This window comes from Tardiphaga sp. 215_C5_N2_1, assembly GCF_052076055.1.
Lineage (GTDB): Bacteria > Pseudomonadota > Alphaproteobacteria > Rhizobiales > Xanthobacteraceae > Tardiphaga > Tardiphaga robiniae.
Genome location: NZ_CP197240.1, coordinates 4,179,316 through 4,201,163 on the forward strand (window position 1 = coordinate 4,179,316; position 21,848 = coordinate 4,201,163).

The 21,848-nt window shown below is 61.0% G+C and carries 18 protein-coding genes, 1 tRNA gene and 1 pseudogene; 10 read left to right on the forward strand and 10 right to left on the reverse strand.

What is annotated here, in order from left to right:
- Positions 1–75: 75 nt before the first annotated feature.
- Positions 76–255 carry a hypothetical protein gene (locus tag AB7828_RS19840; RefSeq protein ID WP_439075071.1) on the reverse strand — a complete coding sequence of 60 codons (180 nt, stop codon included), beginning with the start codon at positions 253–255 and terminating at the stop codon, positions 76–78.
- Here AB7828_RS19840 and AB7828_RS19845 point away from each other — a divergent pair.
- Genes AB7828_RS19845 through AB7828_RS19855 form a run of 3 tightly spaced genes read left to right on the forward strand, consistent with a single transcriptional unit; the run spans position 245 to position 5,443 of the window.
- Positions 245–1,903, forward strand: coding sequence for a type I secretion system permease/ATPase (locus AB7828_RS19845; protein WP_441230980.1), 1,659 nt, complete (start codon positions 245–247; stop codon positions 1,901–1,903). The two genes, AB7828_RS19840 and AB7828_RS19845, sit on opposite strands and share 11 nt — an antisense overlap.
- Complete coding sequence (locus AB7828_RS19850; RefSeq protein WP_441230981.1) at positions 1,900–3,207, forward strand: HlyD family type I secretion periplasmic adaptor subunit; 1,308 nt, start codon at positions 1,900–1,902, stop codon at positions 3,205–3,207. Before AB7828_RS19845 ends, AB7828_RS19850 begins: the two co-directional genes overlap by 4 nt.
- A gap of 10 nt (positions 3,208–3,217) precedes the next feature.
- Positions 3,218–5,443 (forward strand): CHASE2 domain-containing protein, encoded by a 2,226-nt coding sequence (locus AB7828_RS19855; RefSeq protein ID WP_441230982.1) that lies wholly within the window; start codon positions 3,218–3,220, stop codon positions 5,441–5,443.
- Between the two features lie 84 nt (positions 5,444–5,527).
- Here the strand turns inward: AB7828_RS19855 and AB7828_RS19860 are convergent, their stop codons facing one another.
- The 4 genes and pseudogenes from AB7828_RS19860 to ssuD form a co-directional block, all read right to left on the reverse strand.
- Complete coding sequence (locus tag AB7828_RS19860; RefSeq protein ID WP_439074332.1) at positions 5,528–6,130, reverse strand: flavin reductase family protein; 603 nt, start codon at positions 6,128–6,130, stop codon at positions 5,528–5,530.
- 25 nt (positions 6,131–6,155) lie between these two features.
- Positions 6,156–6,800: pseudogene (locus AB7828_RS19865) on the reverse strand (ATP-binding cassette domain-containing protein); the annotation flags it as partial.
- 239 nt (positions 6,801–7,039) lie between these two features.
- Positions 7,040–7,846, reverse strand: coding sequence for an ABC transporter permease subunit (locus AB7828_RS19870; protein WP_441230983.1), 807 nt, complete (start codon positions 7,844–7,846; stop codon positions 7,040–7,042).
- A 19-nt stretch (positions 7,847–7,865) separates the two neighbouring features.
- Positions 7,866–9,023, reverse strand: a complete 1,158-nt coding sequence (ssuD, locus tag AB7828_RS19875; protein ID WP_441230984.1) for an FMNH2-dependent alkanesulfonate monooxygenase — start codon at positions 9,021–9,023, stop codon at positions 7,866–7,868.
- Positions 9,024–9,635: 612 nt separating this feature from the next.
- On the opposite strand from ssuD, the gene AB7828_RS19880 reads away from it, so the two are divergent.
- The 5 genes from AB7828_RS19880 (at position 9,636) to AB7828_RS19900 (ending at position 13,965) form a co-directional block, all read left to right on the forward strand.
- Positions 9,636–11,357 carry a putative bifunctional diguanylate cyclase/phosphodiesterase gene (locus AB7828_RS19880; RefSeq protein WP_441232281.1) on the forward strand — a complete coding sequence of 574 codons (1,722 nt, stop codon included), beginning with the start codon at positions 9,636–9,638 and terminating at the stop codon, positions 11,355–11,357.
- A 94-nt stretch (positions 11,358–11,451) separates the two neighbouring features.
- Entirely contained in the window at positions 11,452–11,856 is a 405-nt protein-coding gene (locus tag AB7828_RS19885) for a YccF domain-containing protein (protein ID WP_231078775.1), read from the forward strand.
- Between the two features lie 115 nt (positions 11,857–11,971).
- Entirely contained in the window at positions 11,972–13,033 is a 1,062-nt protein-coding gene (locus AB7828_RS19890) for a polysaccharide deacetylase family protein (protein WP_441230985.1), read from the forward strand.
- Positions 13,034–13,241: 208 nt separating this feature from the next.
- Complete coding sequence (locus tag AB7828_RS19895; protein WP_231078773.1) at positions 13,242–13,418, forward strand: hypothetical protein; 177 nt, start codon at positions 13,242–13,244, stop codon at positions 13,416–13,418.
- A 46-nt stretch (positions 13,419–13,464) separates the two neighbouring features.
- On the forward strand, positions 13,465–13,965 hold the full coding sequence (locus AB7828_RS19900; RefSeq protein ID WP_175369198.1) for a hypothetical protein: 501 nt from the start codon (positions 13,465–13,467) through the stop codon (positions 13,963–13,965).
- 8 nt (positions 13,966–13,973) lie between these two features.
- On the opposite strand, the gene AB7828_RS19905 is transcribed toward AB7828_RS19900, so the two are convergent.
- The 3 genes from AB7828_RS19905 to AB7828_RS19915 all read right to left on the reverse strand — a co-directional run bounded on the left by AB7828_RS19905 (position 13,974) and on the right by AB7828_RS19915 (position 17,321).
- Positions 13,974–15,062: an acyltransferase family protein gene (locus AB7828_RS19905; RefSeq protein WP_441230986.1), complete on the reverse strand. Its 1,089-nt coding sequence runs from the start codon at positions 15,060–15,062 to the stop codon at positions 13,974–13,976.
- A gap of 112 nt (positions 15,063–15,174) precedes the next feature.
- Positions 15,175–16,140 (reverse strand): amidohydrolase family protein, encoded by a 966-nt coding sequence (locus AB7828_RS19910; RefSeq protein WP_441230987.1) that lies wholly within the window; start codon positions 16,138–16,140, stop codon positions 15,175–15,177.
- 185 nt (positions 16,141–16,325) lie between these two features.
- A complete protein-coding gene (locus tag AB7828_RS19915) occupies positions 16,326–17,321 on the reverse strand; it encodes a class I SAM-dependent methyltransferase (RefSeq protein ID WP_441232282.1) in 996 nt (331 codons plus the stop codon).
- Between the two features lie 203 nt (positions 17,322–17,524).
- Between AB7828_RS19915 and AB7828_RS19920 the strand changes: the two genes are divergently transcribed.
- Positions 17,525–17,601 (forward strand) — tRNA-Arg (locus tag AB7828_RS19920).
- 78 nt (positions 17,602–17,679) lie between these two features.
- Here AB7828_RS19920 and AB7828_RS19925 read toward each other — a convergent pair.
- Both AB7828_RS19925 and AB7828_RS19930 read right to left on the reverse strand, forming a co-directional pair.
- Positions 17,680–18,585, reverse strand: a complete 906-nt coding sequence (locus tag AB7828_RS19925) for a glycosyltransferase family 1 protein (RefSeq protein WP_441230988.1) — start codon at positions 18,583–18,585, stop codon at positions 17,680–17,682.
- Between the two features lie 940 nt (positions 18,586–19,525).
- Positions 19,526–19,879: a hypothetical protein gene (locus AB7828_RS19930; RefSeq protein ID WP_441230989.1), complete on the reverse strand. Its 354-nt coding sequence runs from the start codon at positions 19,877–19,879 to the stop codon at positions 19,526–19,528.
- Between the two features lie 516 nt (positions 19,880–20,395).
- Between AB7828_RS19930 and AB7828_RS19935 the strand changes: the two genes are divergently transcribed.
- On the forward strand, positions 20,396–21,280 hold the full coding sequence (locus AB7828_RS19935; RefSeq protein WP_441230990.1) for a hypothetical protein: 885 nt from the start codon (positions 20,396–20,398) through the stop codon (positions 21,278–21,280).
- Positions 21,281–21,848 lie beyond the last annotated feature (568 nt).

Genomic DNA, 21,848 nt, shown 5'->3' on the forward strand with positions numbered 1-21,848 from the left:
CACTGGCCGACTGGTCCATTAACTGTCCCTAATGGACCACCTGCACAAATCGTTCCGATGATGGCATAATGGCCGTTAGATCAGGGCTCGGGTGGTGTGCAGCACCTGACGACCATCGATCCGTGCGATCCGCAAAGGTTTGACGATGCAGCGTGGCCTGTCACGAACCTCCAGCCTGCCAGCGCGGACTGAGCTCGGCGATGCCTTGCGGGCCTGCCGCGGCGCCTTTCTGGGCGTCGGGCTGATGAGCTGCATGATCAATATCCTGTATCTGACCGGCTCGTTCTTCATGCTCGAGGTCTATGACCGTGTGCTGCCAAGCCGCAGCGTGCCGACTCTCGTCGGTCTCATCGTCCTGGCCGGCGGCCTTTACGTGGCTCAGGGTATTCTCGACCTGCTGCGCGGCCGCATTCTGGTGCGGATCGGTAGTTCGCTTGACGAGGCGCTGAGCCCTCGCGTGTTCCAGACCGTGGTGCGACTGCCGCTCCTCGCCGGCGGACACAACGAAGGCCTGCAACCGCTGCGCGACCTCGATAACGTCCGCTCGTTCCTCTCTGGCATGGGGCCGAGCGCACTGTTCGACCTGCCATGGCTGCCGCTCTATCTGGCGATCTGCTTTGCCTTCCATCCGATGATCGGCGTCACCGCATTGGTCGGCGCAGTTCTGCTGGTAGGCCTGACGATCCTCACGGAAATCATGACCCGCGAACCTGCGCGCGAGGCCAATGGTCTTGCGGCACGCCGCAGCGGGATTGCCTCGGCCAGCCGGCGCAATGCCGAAGTCGTCGTCGCGATGGGCATGGCCGGGCGTCTGACGCAGCGCTGGCGCGAAGCCAACGAGACCTATCTGGCCGGCAACCAGCGCACCAGCGATGTGGCCGGCGGTCTCGGCGCCATCGCCAAGGTGATGCGCATGATCCTGCAATCAGCGGTGCTCGGTGTCGGCGCCTATCTCGTGATCAATCAGGAAGCCACCGCCGGCATCATCATCGCCGGCTCGATCCTCAGTGCCCGCGCGCTGGCGCCGGTCGATCTGGCGATCGCGCACTGGAAGGGTTTTGTCACCGCCCGGCAGAGCTGGCATCGGCTCAACGGGCTGCTATACGCTCTGCCGGATCAGGCAGCTGTTACTCAGCTGCAGAACCCGTCGCAGAAACTGACGATCGAAGGCGTCAGCATCGCACCGCCGGGTGAGCAGAAGATCACGGTCAGCGACATCACGTTTGCACTCGCGGCCGGCAACGGCCTCGGCATCATCGGACCGTCGGGCTCCGGCAAGTCATCGCTGCTGCGCGCGCTGGTCGGCGTCTGGAAGCCGGTGCGCGGTCATGTCCGGCTCGACGCCGCGGCGCTCGACCAATGGGCGCCGGACGATCTCGGCCGCCATATCGGCTATTTGCCTCAGGATGTCGAACTATTTGCAGGCTCCATTGCCGACAATATCTGCCGTTTCGATCCCGATGCGAAGGATGACGACATCATCACCGCGGCAAGGCAGGCCGGCGTCCACGACCTCATCGTCGGCATGCGCGAAGGCTATGATACGCAGGTCGGCGATCACGGCGGCGTTCTGTCCGCCGGCCAGGCGCAACGCATCGCGCTGGCGCGCGCACTGTATGGCGATCCGTTCCTGATCGTTCTGGACGAACCGAATTCCAATCTCGATACCGAAGGCGATGAAGCGCTGACCAAGGCCGTGCGCGCGGCCCGTACGCGCGGTGCCATCGTCATCGTCGTTGCACATCGGCCGATCGGCATCGAAGGCGTCGACATGCTACTGGTGCTGAAGGATGGTCGCATGCAGGCCTTCGGACCGAAGGAGACCGTGCTGGGTCAGGTGCTGCAGCGCCCGGCAGCACAGCCGATCAAGATCGTCGCCGACGGCGGAGTAGCCAAGCCATGAGTGCACCGCTCACAGGATCGCGCCGCTCGATCCGAATCCACCTCATTATCGGCCTCGTCGTTGTGCTCGTGCTCGCAGGCGGCTTGGGCGGCTGGGCATCGACGGCGCAGATCTCCGGCGCCCTGATCGCGCCCGGCTCGGTGGTCGTCGATTCCAACGTCAAGAAAGTCCAGCACCCGACCGGCGGCGTCGTCGGCGAAGTGCGCGCCCGCGACGGCGACCTGGTAAAGGCCGGCGATGTCGTCGTGCGCCTGGACGATACCGTCACCAAAGCCGGCCTTGCTATCGTCACCAAGAACCTCAACGGATTGTGGGCACGCGCGGCGCGGCTGGAAGCCGAACAGCGCGGCGTCGATCGTATTACGTTTCCACCGCAGCTTATCGAGCAGATCGCAGATGACGACGTGAAGAATGTCATCGCAAGCGAAACGAAACTGTTCAATGTGCGCTCGACCGGCCGCGTCGGCCAGAAGCAGCAGCTTCGCGAACGCATTGCGCAGCTCAACGAGGAGATCGCCGGCCTCACCGCGCAGGAAACTGCAAAGACCCGCGAAATCGCGCTGGTGGAAAAGGAACTGGTCGGCGTCCGCGGATTGTTCGACCAGCAGCTGGTGCAGATCTCGCGCCTGACCGTGCTGGAACGCGACGCCGCGCGCCTCGCCGGCGAACGCGCGCAATTCATCGCCGCTCGCGCCCAGGCCAAGGGCAAGATCACCGAGATCGAGCTGCAGATTTTCCAGATCGACAAGGATCTGGTCAGCGAGGTCTCCAAGGATCTGCGCGAGACCAATGACAAGATCGGCGAATTCGTCGAACGCAAGGTCACCGCCGAGGACCAGCTGCGCCGCATCGACATCCGCGCGCCACAGGACGGCATGGTGCTGCAGTCCACCGTACACACGATCGGCGGGGTCATTACCGCGGGCGACGCCGTCATGCTGATCGTGCCGCAGACCGACAATCTGTCGGTGGAAGCCCGGGTCAATCCGCAGGATATCGACAAGCTGCAGATCGGCCAGAAGACGCTGCTGCGACTTTCCGCCTTCAACCAGCGCACCACGCCCGAGCTCAACGGCGCCGTCAGCCGCGTCTCGCCGGATACGACGACGGACCAGCGCACCGGGCAGAGCTATTACACGATCCGGATTTCGATGCCGGCGTCGGAAGTCGCCAAGCTCGGCGATGTGCGCCTGATCCCCGGCATGCCCGTCGAAGCCTTCGTGCAGACCGGCGACCGCACCATGCTGTCCTATCTCGCCAAGCCGCTGAGCGATCAGTTGATGCGCGCCTTCCGCGAGAAATGACCCAACACCCATGAAGCGCATGCGGCGAGTGAGACGGCTGGCGCAGCGGTTCGGTTGGGCACGCGCGTTCTGTCTTGTCTTGCTGCTGGGCCTCGCACTGCTGCGCATCGCTGACCCGCCCGCCATCGAGGAATTGCGGCTGCGCGTCTTCGATACCTATCAGGTGATCCAGCCGCGGGTGAAGACGGCGAAGCCCGTTACCATCGTGGATATCGACGAGAAGAGCATCGCCAAGTACGGCCAGTTTCCATGGCCACGGACGCTGCTCGCGCAACTGGTAACGCGACTGACTCAACTCGGCGCCGTCGTCATCGCCTTCGACATCGTGTTCCCCGAGCCCGACCGGTTGAATCCGGCGCTGGCTGCCGACAGCTTTGCCGGCCTCGACGACGATCTGCGGGCCCGGCTGAAGACGCTGCCGAGTAACGATCAAGTATTCGCCGACGCCATCAGGCGATCCCGCGTGGTGCTCGGCGAATCCGGCCTGCCTTATGAGGTTCCGGGGCTCGACAAGGCGTTGCCGACCACCGGCCTCGCAACTCTTGGCGGGGAGCCGCAGCGTTTTATGGTGGATTTCCCGGGACTGCTACGCAATGTCGACGTGCTGGAGAAAGCTGCCGCAGGCCGAGGCCTGTTCTCGATCCGTAACGAACGCGACGGGATCGTGCGCCGCGTGCCAATGCTGATGCTGACCCAGGGCGTGACGATGCCCTCACTGAGTTTCGAGATGCTGCGCGTCGCCTCGGGTGCCGACACGATCCTCGTCAAATCCGATAGCGCCGGCATCAAGAGTATCCGCGTCGGAGGCTTCGAAATTCCGACCGACAGTGAAGGACGGCTGTGGGTGCATTTCGCCAAGCACGATCCCAGCATCTATGTCTCCGCCGCCGACGTCCTCGACGGCACTGTGCAACCTCAGGCGATCGCACGGCATCTGGTGCTGATCGGCACCTCGGCGGTCGGCTTGCTCGACACCAAAACGACACCGCTCGACGCAGTGATTCCCGGCGTCGAGGTTCATGCGCAGGTGCTGGAGAGTGCGCTCACGAAGACCGTGCTGTCGCAACCCGCCTATACGCGTGGCGCCGAACTATGCATTGCGATCATTCTCGGCATTATCGTGATCTGGCTCGCCCCGATGTTCGGCCCCGTCACCCTTATCATCATGGGCGCCGTGTTTGCCGCGCTGCTCGCCGGTACATCCTGGTATTTCTACACGCAGCACCGCCTGCTGATCGACTTCACCTATCCCTTGCTCTCGACCACGCTGATCTATCTCACGCTGATCTTTAGCAATTTCGTGCGCGAGCAGGCGCAGCGCCGCCGCATCCGCTCGGCCTTCAGCCAGTATTTGTCGCCGGCGCTGGTGGCTCAGCTCGCCCAGTCGCCGGAGAAACTGGTGCTCGGCGGCGAGGAGCGCGAGATGACCATCATGTTCTCCGACGTGCGCGGCTTCACGACCATTTCCGAATCCTACAAGCACGATCCGCATGGCCTGACCACGCTGATGAACCGCTTTCTGACGCCGCTGACCAATGCAATCCTCGATCGCAAGGGCACCATCGACAAATATATGGGCGACGCTGTCATGGCGTTCTGGAACGCGCCGCTCGACGACAACCAGCACCAGATCAATGCCTGCCACGCCGCGCTCGACATGCTGGATCGCATCGACGCGCTGAACAGACTGCGCCAGACCGAGGCCGAGAACGGCGGCCACGTCTATATCCCGATCAATGTCGGCATCGGCCTCAATACCGGCATCTGCGTCGTCGGCAATATGGGATCGGATCTGCGCTTCGACTATTCGGTGCTCGGCGACAGCGTCAATCTGGCCTCGCGTCTCGAAGGCCAGTCAAAGGAATACGGCTTTCCGATCATCGTCGGCTCGAAGACCGCGCTCGCCGTCAAGGACAAGTTCGCCATTCTCGAACTCGACTTCATCATGGTGAAGGGCAAGAAAGAACCGGAAGTGATCTACGCCATCGCCGGACGTGAGGACGTGACGCATTCGGAGCGCTTCCAGACGCTGCGCAACCTGACCATCGAAATGCTGGCTTGCTATCGTAGTCGCGACTGGGACGGCGCATTGTACGCCGTCGAGCGCGGCCGCAATTCCGATGTCGCGAATGCGCTTGAGAAGCTCTACGATCTCTATGAGAAGCGCATCCGCGCCTATCAGGAGACCCCGCCACCAGCGGACTGGAACGGCTCGTTTGCATTGCTGACGAAGTAATCCCCGCGTAGGGCGCAATAGCAAAGCATATTGCGCCACCGGGCGGTGGGTTACGCTGCGCTAACCCATCCTACAATCTACAGATCAGATTTCGCGCAGTGCCCGCATACTGGGCACGCTGACTTCGGCGAGCTTCAGATTGTCTTCGTTCTGGTCGATCGCGACATATTGCCCGTCCCAATAGGTCAGCGCGGTGTGCGGAACCGAAGTGATGACATCGCGGACGCGGCCGATGACGATGGCGTGGGAGTGGCGCTCGATGACTTCCTCGACGTCGCAGTCGATTGCCGCAAGGCTGCCGGCCAGCAGCGGCACGCCGGTTGCCCGGGTCACCCATTGCGCGCCAACGAAACGTTCTGCGCCCTTCAATCCGCCCTTGCCCGAAAATCGCTCGGCCACGTCGAGCTGATCAGCCGACAAAATGTTGACACCGAAGGCGCCGTAGCGCTGCAGCAGTGGCCAGGACGACGACTCCCTGTTGACGCTGACGATCAGCGTCGGTGGATCGACCGACAGCGACGAGACCGATGTCACCGTCATGCCCGTGATGTCTTTGCCACGCCCGACGGTGATGACGCTGACGCCGCCGGCCAGCACTCGCATGGCGCCACGGAATTCTTGCGAAGAGACCCCGCGATCAGAGGAAATCTCGCGATCGACGGTGATGTTACGAACGACGGAATTCATGGCAGCCTCGCAGGTCACAATAGTCTCACAAGCCAGTGGCGTCGGCTCCCGGGCCGAGCAGATTGCGCAGGATCGAACCTTCCAGCGCCGCAAGATCTGCCGAGCCGCGCTGCCGCGGCCGGGCGATATCGACATTGATATCGTGCGCGATGCGGCCGTCTTCAATCACAAGCACGCGATCCGCCAGCGCCACGGCCTCGGACACGTCATGCGTCACGAGAATCGAGGTGAAGGTCTGGTCATGCCACACGCGACCGAGCAACTGCTGCATCGAAATACGGGTCAGCGCATCGAGTGCGCCGAGCGGCTCGTCGAGCGCCAGCACACGCGGATGGCTGACCAGTGCCCGCGCCAACGCGACACGCTGCTTCTGGCCGCCAGACAACACGGACGGCCATTGATCGCGCTTCTCGGCGAGGCCGACTTCCGTCAATGCACTTTCAGCGCGTGCCTTGGCATCGGCCGATGTCCGGTCGGTCCCGAGGCCCACTTCCACATTCGAGAGCACGCTGGCCCATGGCAACAGGCGCGGTTCCTGGAACATCACGCGGATGTCTTCCGCGCGGGTTTCCTCACCAAAGCTGATCGTGCCGGCAGTCGGCGCGTCGAGGCCTGCGATCAGGCGGAGCAGCGTGCTCTTGCCACAGCCGCTCTGGCCGACAATGGCCACGAACTGGCCGGCAGGAATATGCAGATCAACGCCGCGCAGCACTTCATTGCTGCCGAAGGATTTGCGGAGACCGCGGATGGTGAGCGACAGACCGCGGGACTTCTGCTCGGACGGACGCCGCGCCTGCGTGGCGATGGCCTGTTCGAAATCGACGGGCACATCGATGACCTGTGCATCGGCATGACTGAGGCGAAGAGACTGTTGCACGGTCATTTCAAATTCTCGCTTCCGAATTTCGCTCAATGTTTCTGAAAAGCCGGGTGCCAGGACAATGTCAGCCGTTCCAGCCCGCGCGAGGCGCTGTCGGCGACCTTACCCAGCAGCGCATAGATCAGGATGCTGAGCACCACGACGTCGATCTGCATGAATTCGCGTGCCTGCATCGCCATGTAGCCAAGGCCCGACGAGGCCGCGATTGTTTCGGCCACGATCAACGTCAACCACATGATGCCGAGCGCAAAGCGCACGCCGACGAAGATCGATGGCAGCGCGCCCGGGAAGATCACGCGGCGGAACAGTTCGCTGTTGCGCATGCCGTAAATGCGGCCCATCTCGATCAGCTGCGGATCGACCGTGCGAATGCCGTGCAGCGTGTTGAGATAGATCGGGAAGAATACGCCAAGCGCGACCAGGAACAGCTTGGCCGATTCATCGATGCCGAACCACAGGATGACGAGCGGGATCAGCGCCAGATGCGGCACGTTGCGCACCATCTGCAGCGTCGTGTCGGTGAGCTTGCTGCTGAGCTGAGACAGACCGTTGGCCAGACCGAAAGCAAAGCCGATGCTGCCGCCGATCAGGAAACCGACAGATGCGCGCCAGAACGACACCCAGATATTCTGGGCGAGTTCGCCCGAAATCAGCAGCTTCCAGCCAGCCAAGGCAACATCGGTCGGCGCCGGCATTACCCGCGCCGGCACGTAACCCGTGACGCAAGCGGCCTGCCAGACGAGCAGGATGACCAGTGGCACGATCCATTGAGTCAGGCCATCTATGCGCGGCAAGCGAAAGCTGCGAACGCGGGGAAGGATTTCAACAATGCTCATGATGGGGTGCCTGTTGGGATTACGAGGCGCTCTGCGCGCGGTGCTCATTGGCAACGATTTCACCGACCGGGCCGGTGCGCGTTCGTAGCGATGTGACATTGCCGTGCTGTTGCAGCGACAGCAGCGGGAAGACGAGCTCGGCGAAGCGATAGGCTTCCTCGAGATGCGGATAGCCGGACATGATGAAGGTATCGACGCCGACGTCCTGATATTCCTTGATGCGCGCCGCCACCGTCTGCGCATCGCCGACCAGCGCTGTACCGGCGCCGCCACGCACGAGGCCAACACCGGCCCAGAGGTTCGGGCTGATCTCGAGCTTGTCGCGACGTCCGCCATGCAGCTGCATCATGCGCTGCTGGCCGACCGAGTCCTGCCGGGCCAGTGTCTTCTGCGCGTTGGCAATGACGTCGTCGGTGACATATTGAATGAGTTCGTCGGCGGCCTTCCATGCCGCCTCATTGGTCTCGCGCACGACCACATGAAGACGGATGCCGAAAGACAGCTTGCGGCCGCGCTTTTCGGCAGCAGCCTTCACCCGCGCGACCTTCTCGGCGACCAGCGCCGGCGGCTCGCCCCAGGTGAGATATTTGTCGACGGTGTCCACCGCGACATCGATGCCGGCGTCCGACGAGCCGCCGAAATACAGCGGCGGGCGCGGCGACTGCACCGGCGGGAAGATCAGGCGACCGTCTTCAATCTGGATATGCTTGCCCTGAACATTGACGGTCTTGCCGGCCAGCAGGTCGTTATAGACGTTGAGGAATTCGCGGGTGACGGCATAGCGCTCGTCATGCGGCAGGAAAATGCCGTCTCCCTTGTTCTCGACGGGATCGCCGCCAGTAACGACATTGATCAGGAGGCGACCGTTCGTGACCCGGTCCAGCGTTGCGGTCATGCGCGCGGCGACGCTCGGCGATTGCAGGCCCGGCCGAACAGCTACGAGATAACGAAGCTGTTCAGTCCATGGGGCCACGGCGGATGCAACCACCCATGAATCCTCGCAGCTGCGCCCGGTCGGCAGCAGCACGCCGAAATAGCCCAGCTGATCGGCGGCCTGCGCGATCTGACGGAGATATTTGAAGTCGATGTCGCGCGCACCATGGGTCGATGCCAAATAGCGTCCATCGCCGTGGGTCGGCAGGAACCAGAGAACATTGGCTTTGGATGGATTACTCATCGGCGACGTCTCTCTCGCATCGGGCGACCATTGCGGCATCGCGAGAGGATGGTGTCATGACATAAGTCTGTCGAGTGGCCCGGGAAAATAGCGACGTGCGCACTGTGACTTAGGTCGATGACGAGGTGTTCCTTTCAAACTTCCGGGCATATGCAGCGCATTTTTCTCCGCCAATCTTGCATCCCGCAGCGATCACAACCGCGTGGGTCGGAATGCAAGAGCTCGACCGGTGATCAGCGCGACTGAGTGGAGAATTTCATGCTGAGACCACGGCGCGTGACACTCAGATTGTTTTGCTCAAAGGCTCATCATGAGAATTATCGTGCAGGCCGTCATTGAGCAATCTAGCGCTTTCGCCGCCGGCATTGACGCTTTGTTAATGACGTCAGCACCGCTACCGCTCCAAATCGTGCGGCATTTACACAACTACCCGCGTTTTGCGAACCGATTTAACCAAATCGACAAGGCGTTTTGCGAGGCTCGGCCACCATGCAGAACGCATCCGCCCCAGGCTCGTCGGCCTCTCCAATGGACAGCGACCGCCCGACCGCAACCTCTTCCACCGAGGTGGCTACCGGATTCGTGGATAGCGATGCCGCACGCGAATTGGAGATGCTGCGCGAGATCGTACGCATGCTGCCGGCCTCCGTCACTGTGCAAGACGATCAGGGCGACTTTCTGCTGGTAAATGACGCCGCGGCAATCCAGTTCAATGCATCGGCAGACCAGTTCAACAGACCCGATCCGCAGTCGGATTTTCTGGTACAGGCACTGACGCATCGACGCATGACTGCACTCGACCTGCTGCAGTCCGGCCGCTCCGCGGTGTTCGAAGAACGCGTCAATTCCGAACGCGACCGGCGCGTGTTCCTGACCACGCATCGCCCGGTGCGTATCGGTGACCGCAGCGTGATACTGTCCAGCGCCACCGATGTGAGCCGGCAGAAGGAGATGGAAGAAGAGCTGTTTCGCCGCGCCTATTACGACGAGCTGACCGATCTGCCGACGCGGCGCGTGATCGAGAAACATGTCGGCGACATCATTGGCCATTCCGGCGAGACATCACATTTCGCGCTGGCCTTCCTCGACATCGACAATTTCAAGCACATCAACGACTATTACGGTCACAGCGTCGGTGATGCGCTGCTGGTGCAGTTCGCCAAGCGACTGGCGCTCGACCTGCGCGGCACCGACATGCTGTCGCGGATTTCCGGTGACGAATTCCTGCTGCTGCTGAACCCGATCCAGAGCCAGCAGGAGGTCGCCGAATATCTGGAACTGCTGGTGCAGCGGCTGCGTGCGCCGTTCTTCATCGACGGCTCCGAAGTATTCGCCTCCGCCTCGATCGGTGTCAGCCTCTATCCCGAACACGGTCGCAACTACGACGCGCTGCATCAGAACGCCGATATCGCGATGTATCGCGTGAAGAATGAGACCAAGGGCGCTGCGGTGTTCTTCGACTCCAGCATGGAGAGCGAGGCTCTGACGCGCATGGCCACCGAACAGTCATTGCGGCTGGCGATCCTCGACAAGCGGTTCTGCTGCGCGTTTCAGCCGAAGGTCGATATCCGCAGCCTGGAGATCAAGGGTATCGAGGCCCTGGTGCGGTTGCGTAACGACGATGGCGTGATCCAGGCACCCAGCACCTTCATCAATCTGGCAGTCGAACTCGGCCTGATTGACGAGCTCACCCATCTGGTGCTCGCCGAGATCATGAAGTCGATCGACCTGATCGACGAGACCTTCGGCGCCACCGCCAGTATCAGCATCAACGTCGCCGCCAAACAGGCTGGCAACCCGGAATTCATGCGCGCCTTTGCCAGGGCCATCGAGGAGACCGGCTGCCCAACGCGCTTCATGGTCGAAGTGACCGAAGACGCATTCGTCGCCAAGACGCATTTCCAGGACGACATCCTGCCGATGTTCCGCGCGCTTGGCGTCGGCATCTCCATCGACGATTTCGGCGTCGGCTATTCGTCGCTGTCGGCGCTGGCGGATATCACCGCCGACGAGATCAAGATCGACCGCTCCTTCATTACGGACATCCACAAGCGCCCGCGCAGCCAGGGCATCCTCCGTGCCATCGAGTCGCTCAGCGAGGCGCTGGGCATGACGGTGATCGCGGAAGGCGTCGAGACCTTCGAGGAACTGGCCTATCTTCAGGCCGCGACCAAGATCCGCTATGCGCAGGGCTATTATTTCTCCAAGCCGATCTTTCTGGAAGAACTGCAGCCCCAGGCGCGCACCAGTAGCGACGTGCGCAGCGCACCATCGGCTCGCCCGGCAGCAGATGCCCGCCCGGCCTATTCCCGCGCCGGCGGCCGGGGCTATTGAGGCACCGCCCTCTCCCCGTCATTGTCATCCCGCAACCAGATCCCATCTGTTAAGGGACTGAAAACCACGCGCTACGCATCACCAGAGAGCCCCCATGCCCGTCGTCCCGCTGTTTCTGAATATCCTCTGGATCGTGTTCGGCGGATTGGGAATGGCAGTCGGCTGGCTAATCGCGGCCGTTGTGATGGCCATCACCATCATCGGCCTGCCCTGGGCCCGCGCCGCCTTCAATATCGCCGCCTATACGCTGCTGCCGTTCGGCCAGCGCGCCGTTGACCGCGAGGCCGTCACCGGCCGCGGCGACATCGGCACGGGTGTGTTCGGCCTGATCGGCAATGTGATCTGGCTGGTGCTGGCCGGCTGGTGGCTGGCGATCGGCCATCTCCTGGCGGCGCTGGCCCTGGCGATCACCATCGTCGGCATTCCCTTTGCCTGGGCACATCTGAAGCTCGCCGGCATCGCGCTATGGCCGATCGGCAAGGTCATCGTACCGGCCTAACGCGCATTGCGTTGAACAAATTCAAATTTTCTCGTTGAGAGTGCGCCGCGCATACGCGTGATTAACTATTTCGCTCAATGGTGAAACGAGGTGGGCCTCGGGCGCCGGAGTGATTATGCGTAAGCTTCCTTTTTTGATCGTTGCAGGTTCTTTCACGGCGGTTGTCGCCGCGGGCGCTGGCGCCTGGCATTTCTTCGGGCCCGCCGGCGCTCAGACCAGCGCGAAAGCGGATAAAGGCGAGCTCACCACCGCCTCGATCGACACGCGCGCGCCGAAGTCGAATTCGGCCGCACCGACCGAACCGCCGCCGCGTGTGCAGGCTGTCGCAGCCGCACCGGCCGCCACGCCGATGCCCGCCGCTCCGGCCATGGAAAAACGCCCGGCCATCGCCAAGCCCGTCTGCAACAATCCGAACGCGCTTGGCGTGTCACGCACCGTACAGATCGACACCACCGGTGGCCCCGGCCTCGGTATGTCGCAATATCGCGACTATGACTTCCTGCAGCCCGGCGAAGTCGTGCTGACGTTCGATGATGGCCCGTGGCCGGTGACGACGCCCGCCGTGCTGGCGGCGCTCAGCGCGCAATGCGTTCAGGCCGTGTTCTTCCCGATTGGTAAGCATGCCACCTGGCATCCTGCGGTGTTGAAGCAGGTGATCGCGGCTGGCCATTCGGTCGGTACCCATACCTGGTCGCACCAGAATCTGGCGACCAAGACCCCGCAGGAAGCCAAGGACGAGATCGAGCGCGGCATCAGCGCCATCACGCTGATGGCCGGCCAGCCGCTGTCACCCTTCTTCCGTTTCCCGCAGCTGCGCCAGAATGCGGAGCTGAAGGCCTATCTCGCCGAACGCAACATCGCCGCCTTCTCCATCGACATCGATTCCGAGGATTTCCGCATCCACAATGCCGGCAAGCTCGTCGCTTCGGTGATGGAAAAGCTGAAAAAGAAGGGCAAGGGCATCATCCTGATGCACGACCTGCACAAGTGGTCTGCGGCTGCCGTGCCGGACCTGCTCGCCCAGCTCAAGGCCGGCGGCTACAAGATCGTGCATATCCGCGCCAAGGACACGCTGCCGACCATCGCAAGCTACGACGCCGCCATCGCCGCCGAACTGCAGCCGGTGAAAACCAGCAATGCGCGCCCGATTTCCAACGTGATCCAGACGGTCGACTAACACCTGATCCACTCGGGTTGAACCCAATCGAGGCCGGGGCGGCACCGCTGCCTCGGCCTTTTTGTGTTTCGTGGCAAGGCGCGCGGCGAAACAAAACAATCCCCCGACGAAACCATTATCAGCCTCGACGCAGACCGCCTGAAACCGGGCATGGTTATCCATCTGTCCAACGAAGCGGCACACAGCGCCGCCCAACAGGGACAGTCAGATGCGCATCATCGGTTTCATCGTCGCCTTCTCGTTCGCCTTTGCCGGCCCGTCATTCTCCGGCACCGCGATGAACGACCTGCCGGGTATCGGCACCTTTTCCTACAACGGTGCGCAGATCGCCCCAGATCCGGCGACCGCGAAATTCGCCTATCTGACGCTCACGCGTCGCGCCTGATCGCACCGCTCCCCTCCGATATCCCCAGACACAGAAAGCCATCACCATGACCTCATTCAGCGCAAATCTGATCGGACACACCCTCAAGGCCGCCACTGTCGGCGCAATCCTGATGCTGTCGGCGACGGCGAGCCATGCCCAGTCGGCGAGCCCTTTTGCCGGCTTTGACGGATCGTGGAGCGGCAGCGGCACCGTGTCGCTGTCGGATGGCTCCTCCGAACAAATTCGCTGCCGCGCCACCTACAACGTCGTCGGCGGTACCGCGCTGAAACAGTCCCTCCGCTGCGCCAGCGACAGCTACAAGTTCGAACTCAGCAGCGATGTGAAGAGCCAGGGTAATCAGGTGACCGGCACCTGGGGCGAAGCCAGCCGCAATATCTTCGGCAATCTGCAGGGCAGCGCCGGCGGTGGCCAGATCGATGTCTTCGTCGAGGCCGCCGGCTTCGCCGCCAACCTGACGCTGACGACCAAGGGCAACAAGCAGCTGGTCTCGATCAGCTCCAAGGGTCAGATCCGCGACGTCTCGATCAATATGATCCGGAGCTGAGGCAGAACCTATGCGGCTTGATGCTGTCGACCCACAGCATCAAGCCCACTGCCTGACACGAGTGTTTTGATGCCCGGTTGCCGCCTGCGCCTGATCACGCGAAGCAGTGGGTTTTCAATTGTGAGATGCACGATGATGCCCGCGCCGCCGGCTATGGCGACATAACACAGCATCATCATTGTCGATGCTTCGGGCGTCGGCAGCTGAAGCCATCGCTCATTCCCTGTTTTCATGACGTCGAAAACGATCGGATGCGTGAGATAGATGGCGTAGGACGCATTGCCGATCAGAATAAGCGGCTGCCAGGTTATGGCACCGCCGGCATATTCGACAAACAGCGCACTGGCGACAATCACGACCGGCGCGGCTGCGGCGAGCGCCATATAGACCGACGGCGTGACGCTGTTTGCCCATAGCGGTCCCACGAATTGGGACCCATAGCAGAGTGTGACGAGTGCGGCGCCGATCCAGACAATGGAGCGTTGTGGTGCAGCGGGAGCAAAAACCTGCAACGCATAGAAGATCGCGATCCCGGCGATGAAGAACTTCGTATAGTCGAAGGACAGATAGTGGCAGGCAGCCGCCGTGCAGACGGCGGCCGCGGCATAGTTCAACGCCACCAGGCATCCGACAACGATCAGCGGCGCCAGACGGCGGCTGATCACAAGCGCGGCTGCGAAGATCAGATAAAAATACACCTCGTAGTTCAGCGACCAACCGACATTCAGGATCGGATATTTGTCACCGATCGGCGCGAACATCAGGCTACGGCCGACATAGGCCCAGAGCGGCTCGGACGAACGGCCATCCAACGGCTTTGCCCATGTCTCTGCCTCAAGCAGCGCAGATCCGAACATCACGACAAGAAGCACGGCTGTGCACAGCCAATAGAGCGGTGCGATCCGCTCCAAGCGCTTGGCGAGAAAATCGTCATCACCCTTACGGGTGATGAAACACATGATGAAGCCGGAGATGACGAAGAAGGTGGAGACCCCGAAGAATTCGGTGTGCCAATCGCCCGCGAACTTGTAGCCGGTGTGGAAGAACACCACACCGAGGGCAGCTACGCCGCGCAACACCTGCAGATTTGACAGCATGGGGCTCCCTCGACCGCCCGTCGCGGTCGGGGGCAAACCTCTGGCAGAGACGAGAGTTCCGCCGATCCGGAACTCTCGCGGGACAAAGAAGGCGGCGAGGTGACGCCAGCGGTCAGAAGCCGTAAAGCCGCGCCGGGTTGTCGACCAGGATTGTCTTGCGAAGTGCCGCGTCGGGCGCCCACACAGCGAGCTGGTTCAGCAGGCGGCCATCGTCGATCTGATAGAGCGGCGTGACCTCGGTCGGCTTCTTGCCGGGCGGTGTCACCGAATCCGGATGCGGCCAGTCGGTGCCCCAGATGATCCGCTCCGGATTGGCTGCGATCAGCGCCTTCGCCAGAGGTGCGACGTCGGGGAAATCCGGCCCTTGCGTTGAAGCGCGATAGGCGCCGGAAATCTTCACATAGGCCTTGCCGGTTTTGACGAGGTCGAGCAGGTCCGCAAAGCCCGGCTGATCCGGTCCGAGCCTGGCTTCCGCACCGCCGAAATGATCGAACACCAGCGGCATCGGTGCACTGGCAACGACCTCCTTGATCGCGGATACCAATGGCAGATTGGTGAACATCTGGATGTGCCAGCCGCGCGTCTTCATACGCTCGATCGCGCCCAGAAGACGCTGCCTGCCGATGGCAGGATCGCTCACGCCGCTGGTCGCAAGATTGATCCGCATGCCGCGAATGCCCGCGGCCTTCATGGCGTCGAGCTCGCTCTCCGGTGTCTTGTCATCGATGACAGCAACGCCGCGCGCATCGCTGCCGCGCGCCTTTATGCCGAACAGTGTCGCCGAATTATCGGTGCCGTAGATGCTGGGCGTGACGATCACCACGCGCTTGACGCCGAGTGCCTTGTGCAGCGCCGCCATTTCCTCCGGCGACGCCAGTTCCGGCGTATAGACGCGGCCTGCAAAGAACGGGAATTTTTCGGGATCGCCATGAATATGGGTGTGACAGTCGCAGGCGTCCGCGGGCACCTGGAAATTCACCGGCGTCGCCGGCTGCGCGGCTTTGCCAACCGCAAGTCTGTTGCTGAGCACGACCGCTCCCGCGATTGAAGAGAGCAGAACACCGCGTCTTGTGAACATTGGTTCCTCCCTGATATCGTGACGCCATTTTGGGCCGGCGTTCACGTGATTGAGGCCAACGTGATCGTTTCGCGATCCATGTCAAGTGTACTTCCACATGCTGCAGAGCAAACATGGTGGGGATTGCCCGCCTGCTGCACAACCCCATGTCAAATTGGCTGTGCAGCAACTCGCTCGCAGTCATGTCACGGTTTGCGGACGGTGACGCGCAGGAACGTCGCCTTCACCGATGTCGTCGCAGGATCGGAGCTTCTGTTCTGACTCTCGAACAGCTTTACAAGCTCTCCCTTCAAGGTGTCGGCGCGACCGTCTTTTTCAGCCGCATCGAAGGCATTCATGGTCGGACCGTAATAGGCCTTGAACTGATCGACGAACTTTGCCGGCGGTCCGGCAAAGTTGAATTCGTAGGAGTCACGAGCGAATGATATATTTGGCTTCGGAATGCCGGCCAACGTGAAGCGCTCGACAACATTGTCCTCGAGACCCCAGGTCATGGGACTTACGAACCCTTCCGGCGGAGGAGGCGAATAGGACGAGCTGATCTTGAGGATCTGCGCCACCAGAGTGGGATCGTTCGGGATCCAGTTTCCCATCACAATCCGGCCGCCTGGCCGCGTGACGCGAACCATTTCCCTGGCGACATCCAATGGCCGGGGCGCGAACATCGCGCCGAAGATGCTAACGACAACATCGAAACTGTCGTCTTTGATATCTTTTAGATTCGACGCATCGCCTTCCTGAAAACGACACGTAAGCCCTTCCGCCTTCGCGCGCTTGTTGCCGGCGTCCACCAGATTGCGCGCAATATCGACACCTGTGACGTTTGCCCCGGCTTTTGCTGCTGGAAGCGCTGTCGTGCCGTCTCCGCATCCAAGATCCAGCACATCACTTCCGCGCGTGATCCCAATCGACGCGACAAGCGCTTCGCCGCTGGCACGCATCGTCTCAGCGATACGGGTGAAATCGCCTTTCTCCCAAAGAGCCTGGTTGGGATTCATAGGACATCCTCCACTGTTCGACATGGGAACGGCCGGCGCCTGGGTCAGTTCGCAGAACGGCGCCTGGGTAGCCGGAGTTATGTCACTCAGCTCTTGGTCTAGGTTCAGTATTCGCGATCGGACGACATCCCGCTGCCAAACACAGCGTGATCGAGCAAATGGGCGAGGTTCCGGGACAATCACGGGGCGCAATCTGGCCCCCTCGCCCGCGCGAAAGACCCGTCACACCAGCGGCGCGAGCGCTTCTGCGCATCCCCGGCGCGCTTCGAACGCGTGACCGTCGCCTGAAAGAGGGCAACGCGCCCTCCAGCCGGGTCATTTTCGCCGAATCCCGCCCCGGCCAGCCGTTGCCGCCGCCCGGCCAATCGGCTAAATGGACCCTCGAAGCACCCGTAGCTCAGCTGGATAGAGCGTTGCCCTCCGAAGGCAAAGGTCACACGTTCGAATCGTGTCGGGTGCGCCAGATCTTGCCGCACCGCGCTAGGCGGCATGTGCGGCGGGGTCAAGCCCAACGGGATTGCGCCTCAGAGCCTTGCTTCCGTTAAGCCGTTCGACCATCAGCACGCAGCGTCTCGCCGATGACATAATCGACCATCGCGTCCTGCAGATGATATTTGCGAACATGCTCGCGCAGATCCAGTGCCATCTGGCGCAGGCGCGGTTTGTCGCTCAGTCCGCGCTCGACCGCGGACGACAGACTGCCCGGGGTTACATCGTACAACAGGACATGCTCGTGTTCTCGGACGGGCGCGTGACGCTCGACCGTCGGATAGTTGAGAACCGGCACGGTCAGGCATTGCGCTGCCTCTGCGGTTCGATAGCACTCCCAGCTATAGCCCGACGGTGACCATGCCAGCCATGCGCTCGAAAGCCGCCGCAGGAATTCGTCATGCGGTAGCCTCTCATGCGGAATATCGATCTTGAGGCCCTTGCTTCTCAACGCCTCGAGCTCTGAAAGACCGACACGGCGCACCCACGAATTTTCCGCGACTTCGCCAACGAAAAACACGTCAGATATCTTTTCCGGATGTTCGCCATCGGTATCGATCCTTGCTGCAGGAAGCGAAATGGGGCGTATCTTCGCCAGACGTTCGTTCCAGCGCCGATTGCGCCGTATGCGTCGCGTCGGAAGCGCCGGATGGGCCGAGTGGCAGAGAATATGCCACCGATCGACGGGAAGCTCGCGCTTGAAAGCCGCGGCAGCCTTGTCGAGCAGAAAGAAGTTATGCGAGCCGACGATGAAGGCATCGTTCATATCCAGAACGGCGACCGGCACGGGAAGCTTCACGAATCGTAGCCAGGAGACGCCGAACACTCTTGTCATCGCGGAGAGCGGACGAAGCGGTTGCCGGAAGAAAGCGCGTAGCCAGTAGCGCGGATGCCACGCCGGGCGTAGTGGCATATAGACGATGATCAGGTCGTATTTCCCGCGTCGCGCCTCACGCATTGCCTTGATGAATCGCCAGGGCGTGCAGTCGGCGAAGCCTTTAGCCGCTCGCCCGCGAGGGATCGGACGTTCCCCCGTCCAAAGCACATCCGTCTCTTCGGGATAGACGTCCTTACAGTAGTGCCAGGAGCCCAATTCGAGGATTTTCGGTCTCGTCCTATTTGGGCTTTCAGCCGTCGTACTCACCGATGGGATTCCTTAACAGACGAGGCCAGTTCACAGGAGTTGCAACAGAACGGGTATCACCATCAAGGATTGATGCGCGACACGGCATGAATGCAACAAAAAAGCGCGTCTGACGAGGGCGAAGAAGGCTGCAACATGCCCAGCTTGCAAGAGCTTTTGGCGAGCTGACCTCAAGGCGCCTTTTGGCCTCTCCCAGAGCTACCTGCGATCGGACACCGGTTGTCCGCTTGCTGCACCGGCTGCAGCTTCTACAACACTCGGCGGGGACCGCTGCTCAACCTGTTGAAGATCGCCGGGCATTCCCATTTTCACTTTCCGCGCCCGGCGACCGTTGACGCTGCAGGATCAGTCGATGAGCGACCCGCGCGCCACCATCCATATTCCATGTCGTCAACTGGGCGCACCACGCGCTGTAGCCACATCCTCTACAGGACATGATGAAGCATGACATCCTGAGCGCGCGGCGGACTGGATCCATACCTGGTTGGTCATGAAACTGATTACATATCAGGGTGGACAAGGCCGAGCGTCGGCACGTCAGATGACCGTCCGAACGGTCGGAGCTGAAGGACCGGCGCCGCACAAGATAATCAGCGTCGAGCGAACGCCAAAGGCAGAGCCCATGCCGCAATGGGGCGGGAGCACCATGCCGGTCCTCTTTCAACTCGATCCACTGCAACGACATTCGTGGCAGAACGCCGTCAACAAGACGCGTCATTTTGAATGGATCTAATTGATAATCCGCAACGACGCGTCAGTCGCCACTGCCTCGTGGCTCGGGCGGTTCCTCGTCAGGCGCATCAACGAACGCCTTCCCCCGGGCGAGACTCCGTTCTTCCTGCACCCTGATATTATGCATCAGAGCTGTGAGGCGACGGCCAGTGATGGGCTGACCATCACCCTGGGTAACGCCCTGCGCAGCAAGGCCCGCAGCGATCTCGGTCCACGTCGCGCCGTCTTCACGGTGCATCCGTTCCAGTTCCCGAAGGTTCTTTCGAATAATTTCAGTCGCGCCAGATTTGATCTTGCCGATCGGCGAATCCTGCCGCTCGGCTTTCAACAATTTCACGTAATCGCGAAGGCTTTTGAGATCGATATCCATGGCCACGGCAATAGTGTCGGTTTCTTAAAACGCCACTTCATCAACCGATGAATAGCCCCTATCGATCTATTATCAAGATTTACGGCATTTAACTCAATGCGCGGATTTACCGATTCGATCTGATAGTCTTTGGAGCGAGGCAGCTCGACTCATCTATATTTTTACGAATCAATTTCAATATTCTTTGGGTCGACTTTAATTTGATTGTCTCGCATCTCATTGATCGTGCGTGCGCAATTCTCCATTCCTCGATCAAATTGCTGCTCCGTGACGGTCGTGAGATGACCGGCTAGCCGCTCGTGACCACACGAAGACCACACCAATAACTACACAACTCCTATGCGCTCTTGTGCATGATATGTCGGTGCGGACAGCCCCCGATCATCGTTCAAACGATCTGCATCGTCGTACGACGGAGATCGACCGTCGGTTGATCGTTGGCCCATACATCTATCTCGACGGCTTCGCGCAAGCTTCGCTTGTTACGCCGCTCTTACGATTTGATTGCCACTGCAGACAGTCATGACCAATGCAAAGATCAGCATGACGATGTCCAAGAAACCGTCGGATTCACAGTCGACCGCTGTGGAAAACGGCAGCATGTTTCGTGAGCAATTACCGAATTCACACTCCACGCCAAAACCTCACATCGCTGCTGCCGCCGCGATCGACGAACTTCTCGCCAGCGAGGCGCGGGCAAATATGCAACGCGCTCGCATTTCCACCCGGGAAGAGCCGATCAAGGCAAAGGTGCGCTTCACTGTGCCGCCCGCCCGTATTGTCGCAAGACCGTTACAATCGCCGGCATGGAAAGCTCCATTCTTCTCCCTGGCGATGGTCGTCGGCCTGTCAACGCTCGTTTCCGCTGGCGCGATTGCCTATCTGCTCCTGCGGCCGATGACATCTTCAGCCGTATCTGATGCGGATCTTCGCAGCATTCGCGATTCCGTCGCGCAGCTACGACGGCAAGTTGCGGAGATGACCGGCGATGTGGCGAGCAGTCGCGCTGCCGCTGAAGCTGCCCGTACGCAGGCCGCCGAACAGGCAAGCCGCGCACAAGATCGCGCCGACCGCGAACAAACCGCTCTGGCTGCGAAATTTGCACGCATTGCCGATGAGAAAGCACAAGCGGTACAGGTCGCAGCCACGCTGGCGAATACTGCCGATATCACCGGCACGGTGCAGCCTCAGGCGCAACGGCCAGCAAGTACGTCACGCGAAGTTATTCCCGGCTGGCACGTGCGCCGCGCCTATGATGGCGTCGCAGTGCTCGAGGGGAAAACCGGCGTGATTGAAGTCGTGCCGGGGCAGGATGTCCCTGCTCTCGGGCGGATCCAGGAAATCAAGAACGAAAACAACCGCTGGCAGGTTCTAACCAGCAGAGGCGTCATCCTTTCAGGTCGCTGAATTGATGCCTCGATCTGACTGATCGATACTAACGGCCACGCACAGGCAGGATGCTCGTGACACGCTGGATGACTACCAAGGACGACGCCGACAAGATCGGCAACTTCGGATTCGTATCGAGCGATCCGAGCGCCCTATATGGCACGCTCTTGAGAGCGGATATCAGTATTGGCCGATGCCGACTGATATCGGACCCACGCAATCGCATGTTGCTGCCCCGCACATGACGAGCAGACTCTCGCTCCATATGCCCGCGCACGACAATCAATGCGTTTTGCCGTGTGGTACTGCACTGGTTCAAACCGGTGAAGTCGCGATTGCATCTGTGACGACGCGCTGTGAGATAGTTCGATGCAAAAAGGATCCGACTAAATCGTCGCCCTTCATGAATTATCCACTTGTTAGTTTGCTTCAACTGCATGGTTTGCATGCACGACTCTTTGCAAATTTGTGCACCTCGACTACTTGATGATGCGGTATCATCTTGATGACTAGTATGCCGATTCGCGTGTGTGACAACTCGGGCAAGTTCAGCCGATCAAAGCGCCAGATATCGACGATACGGCAC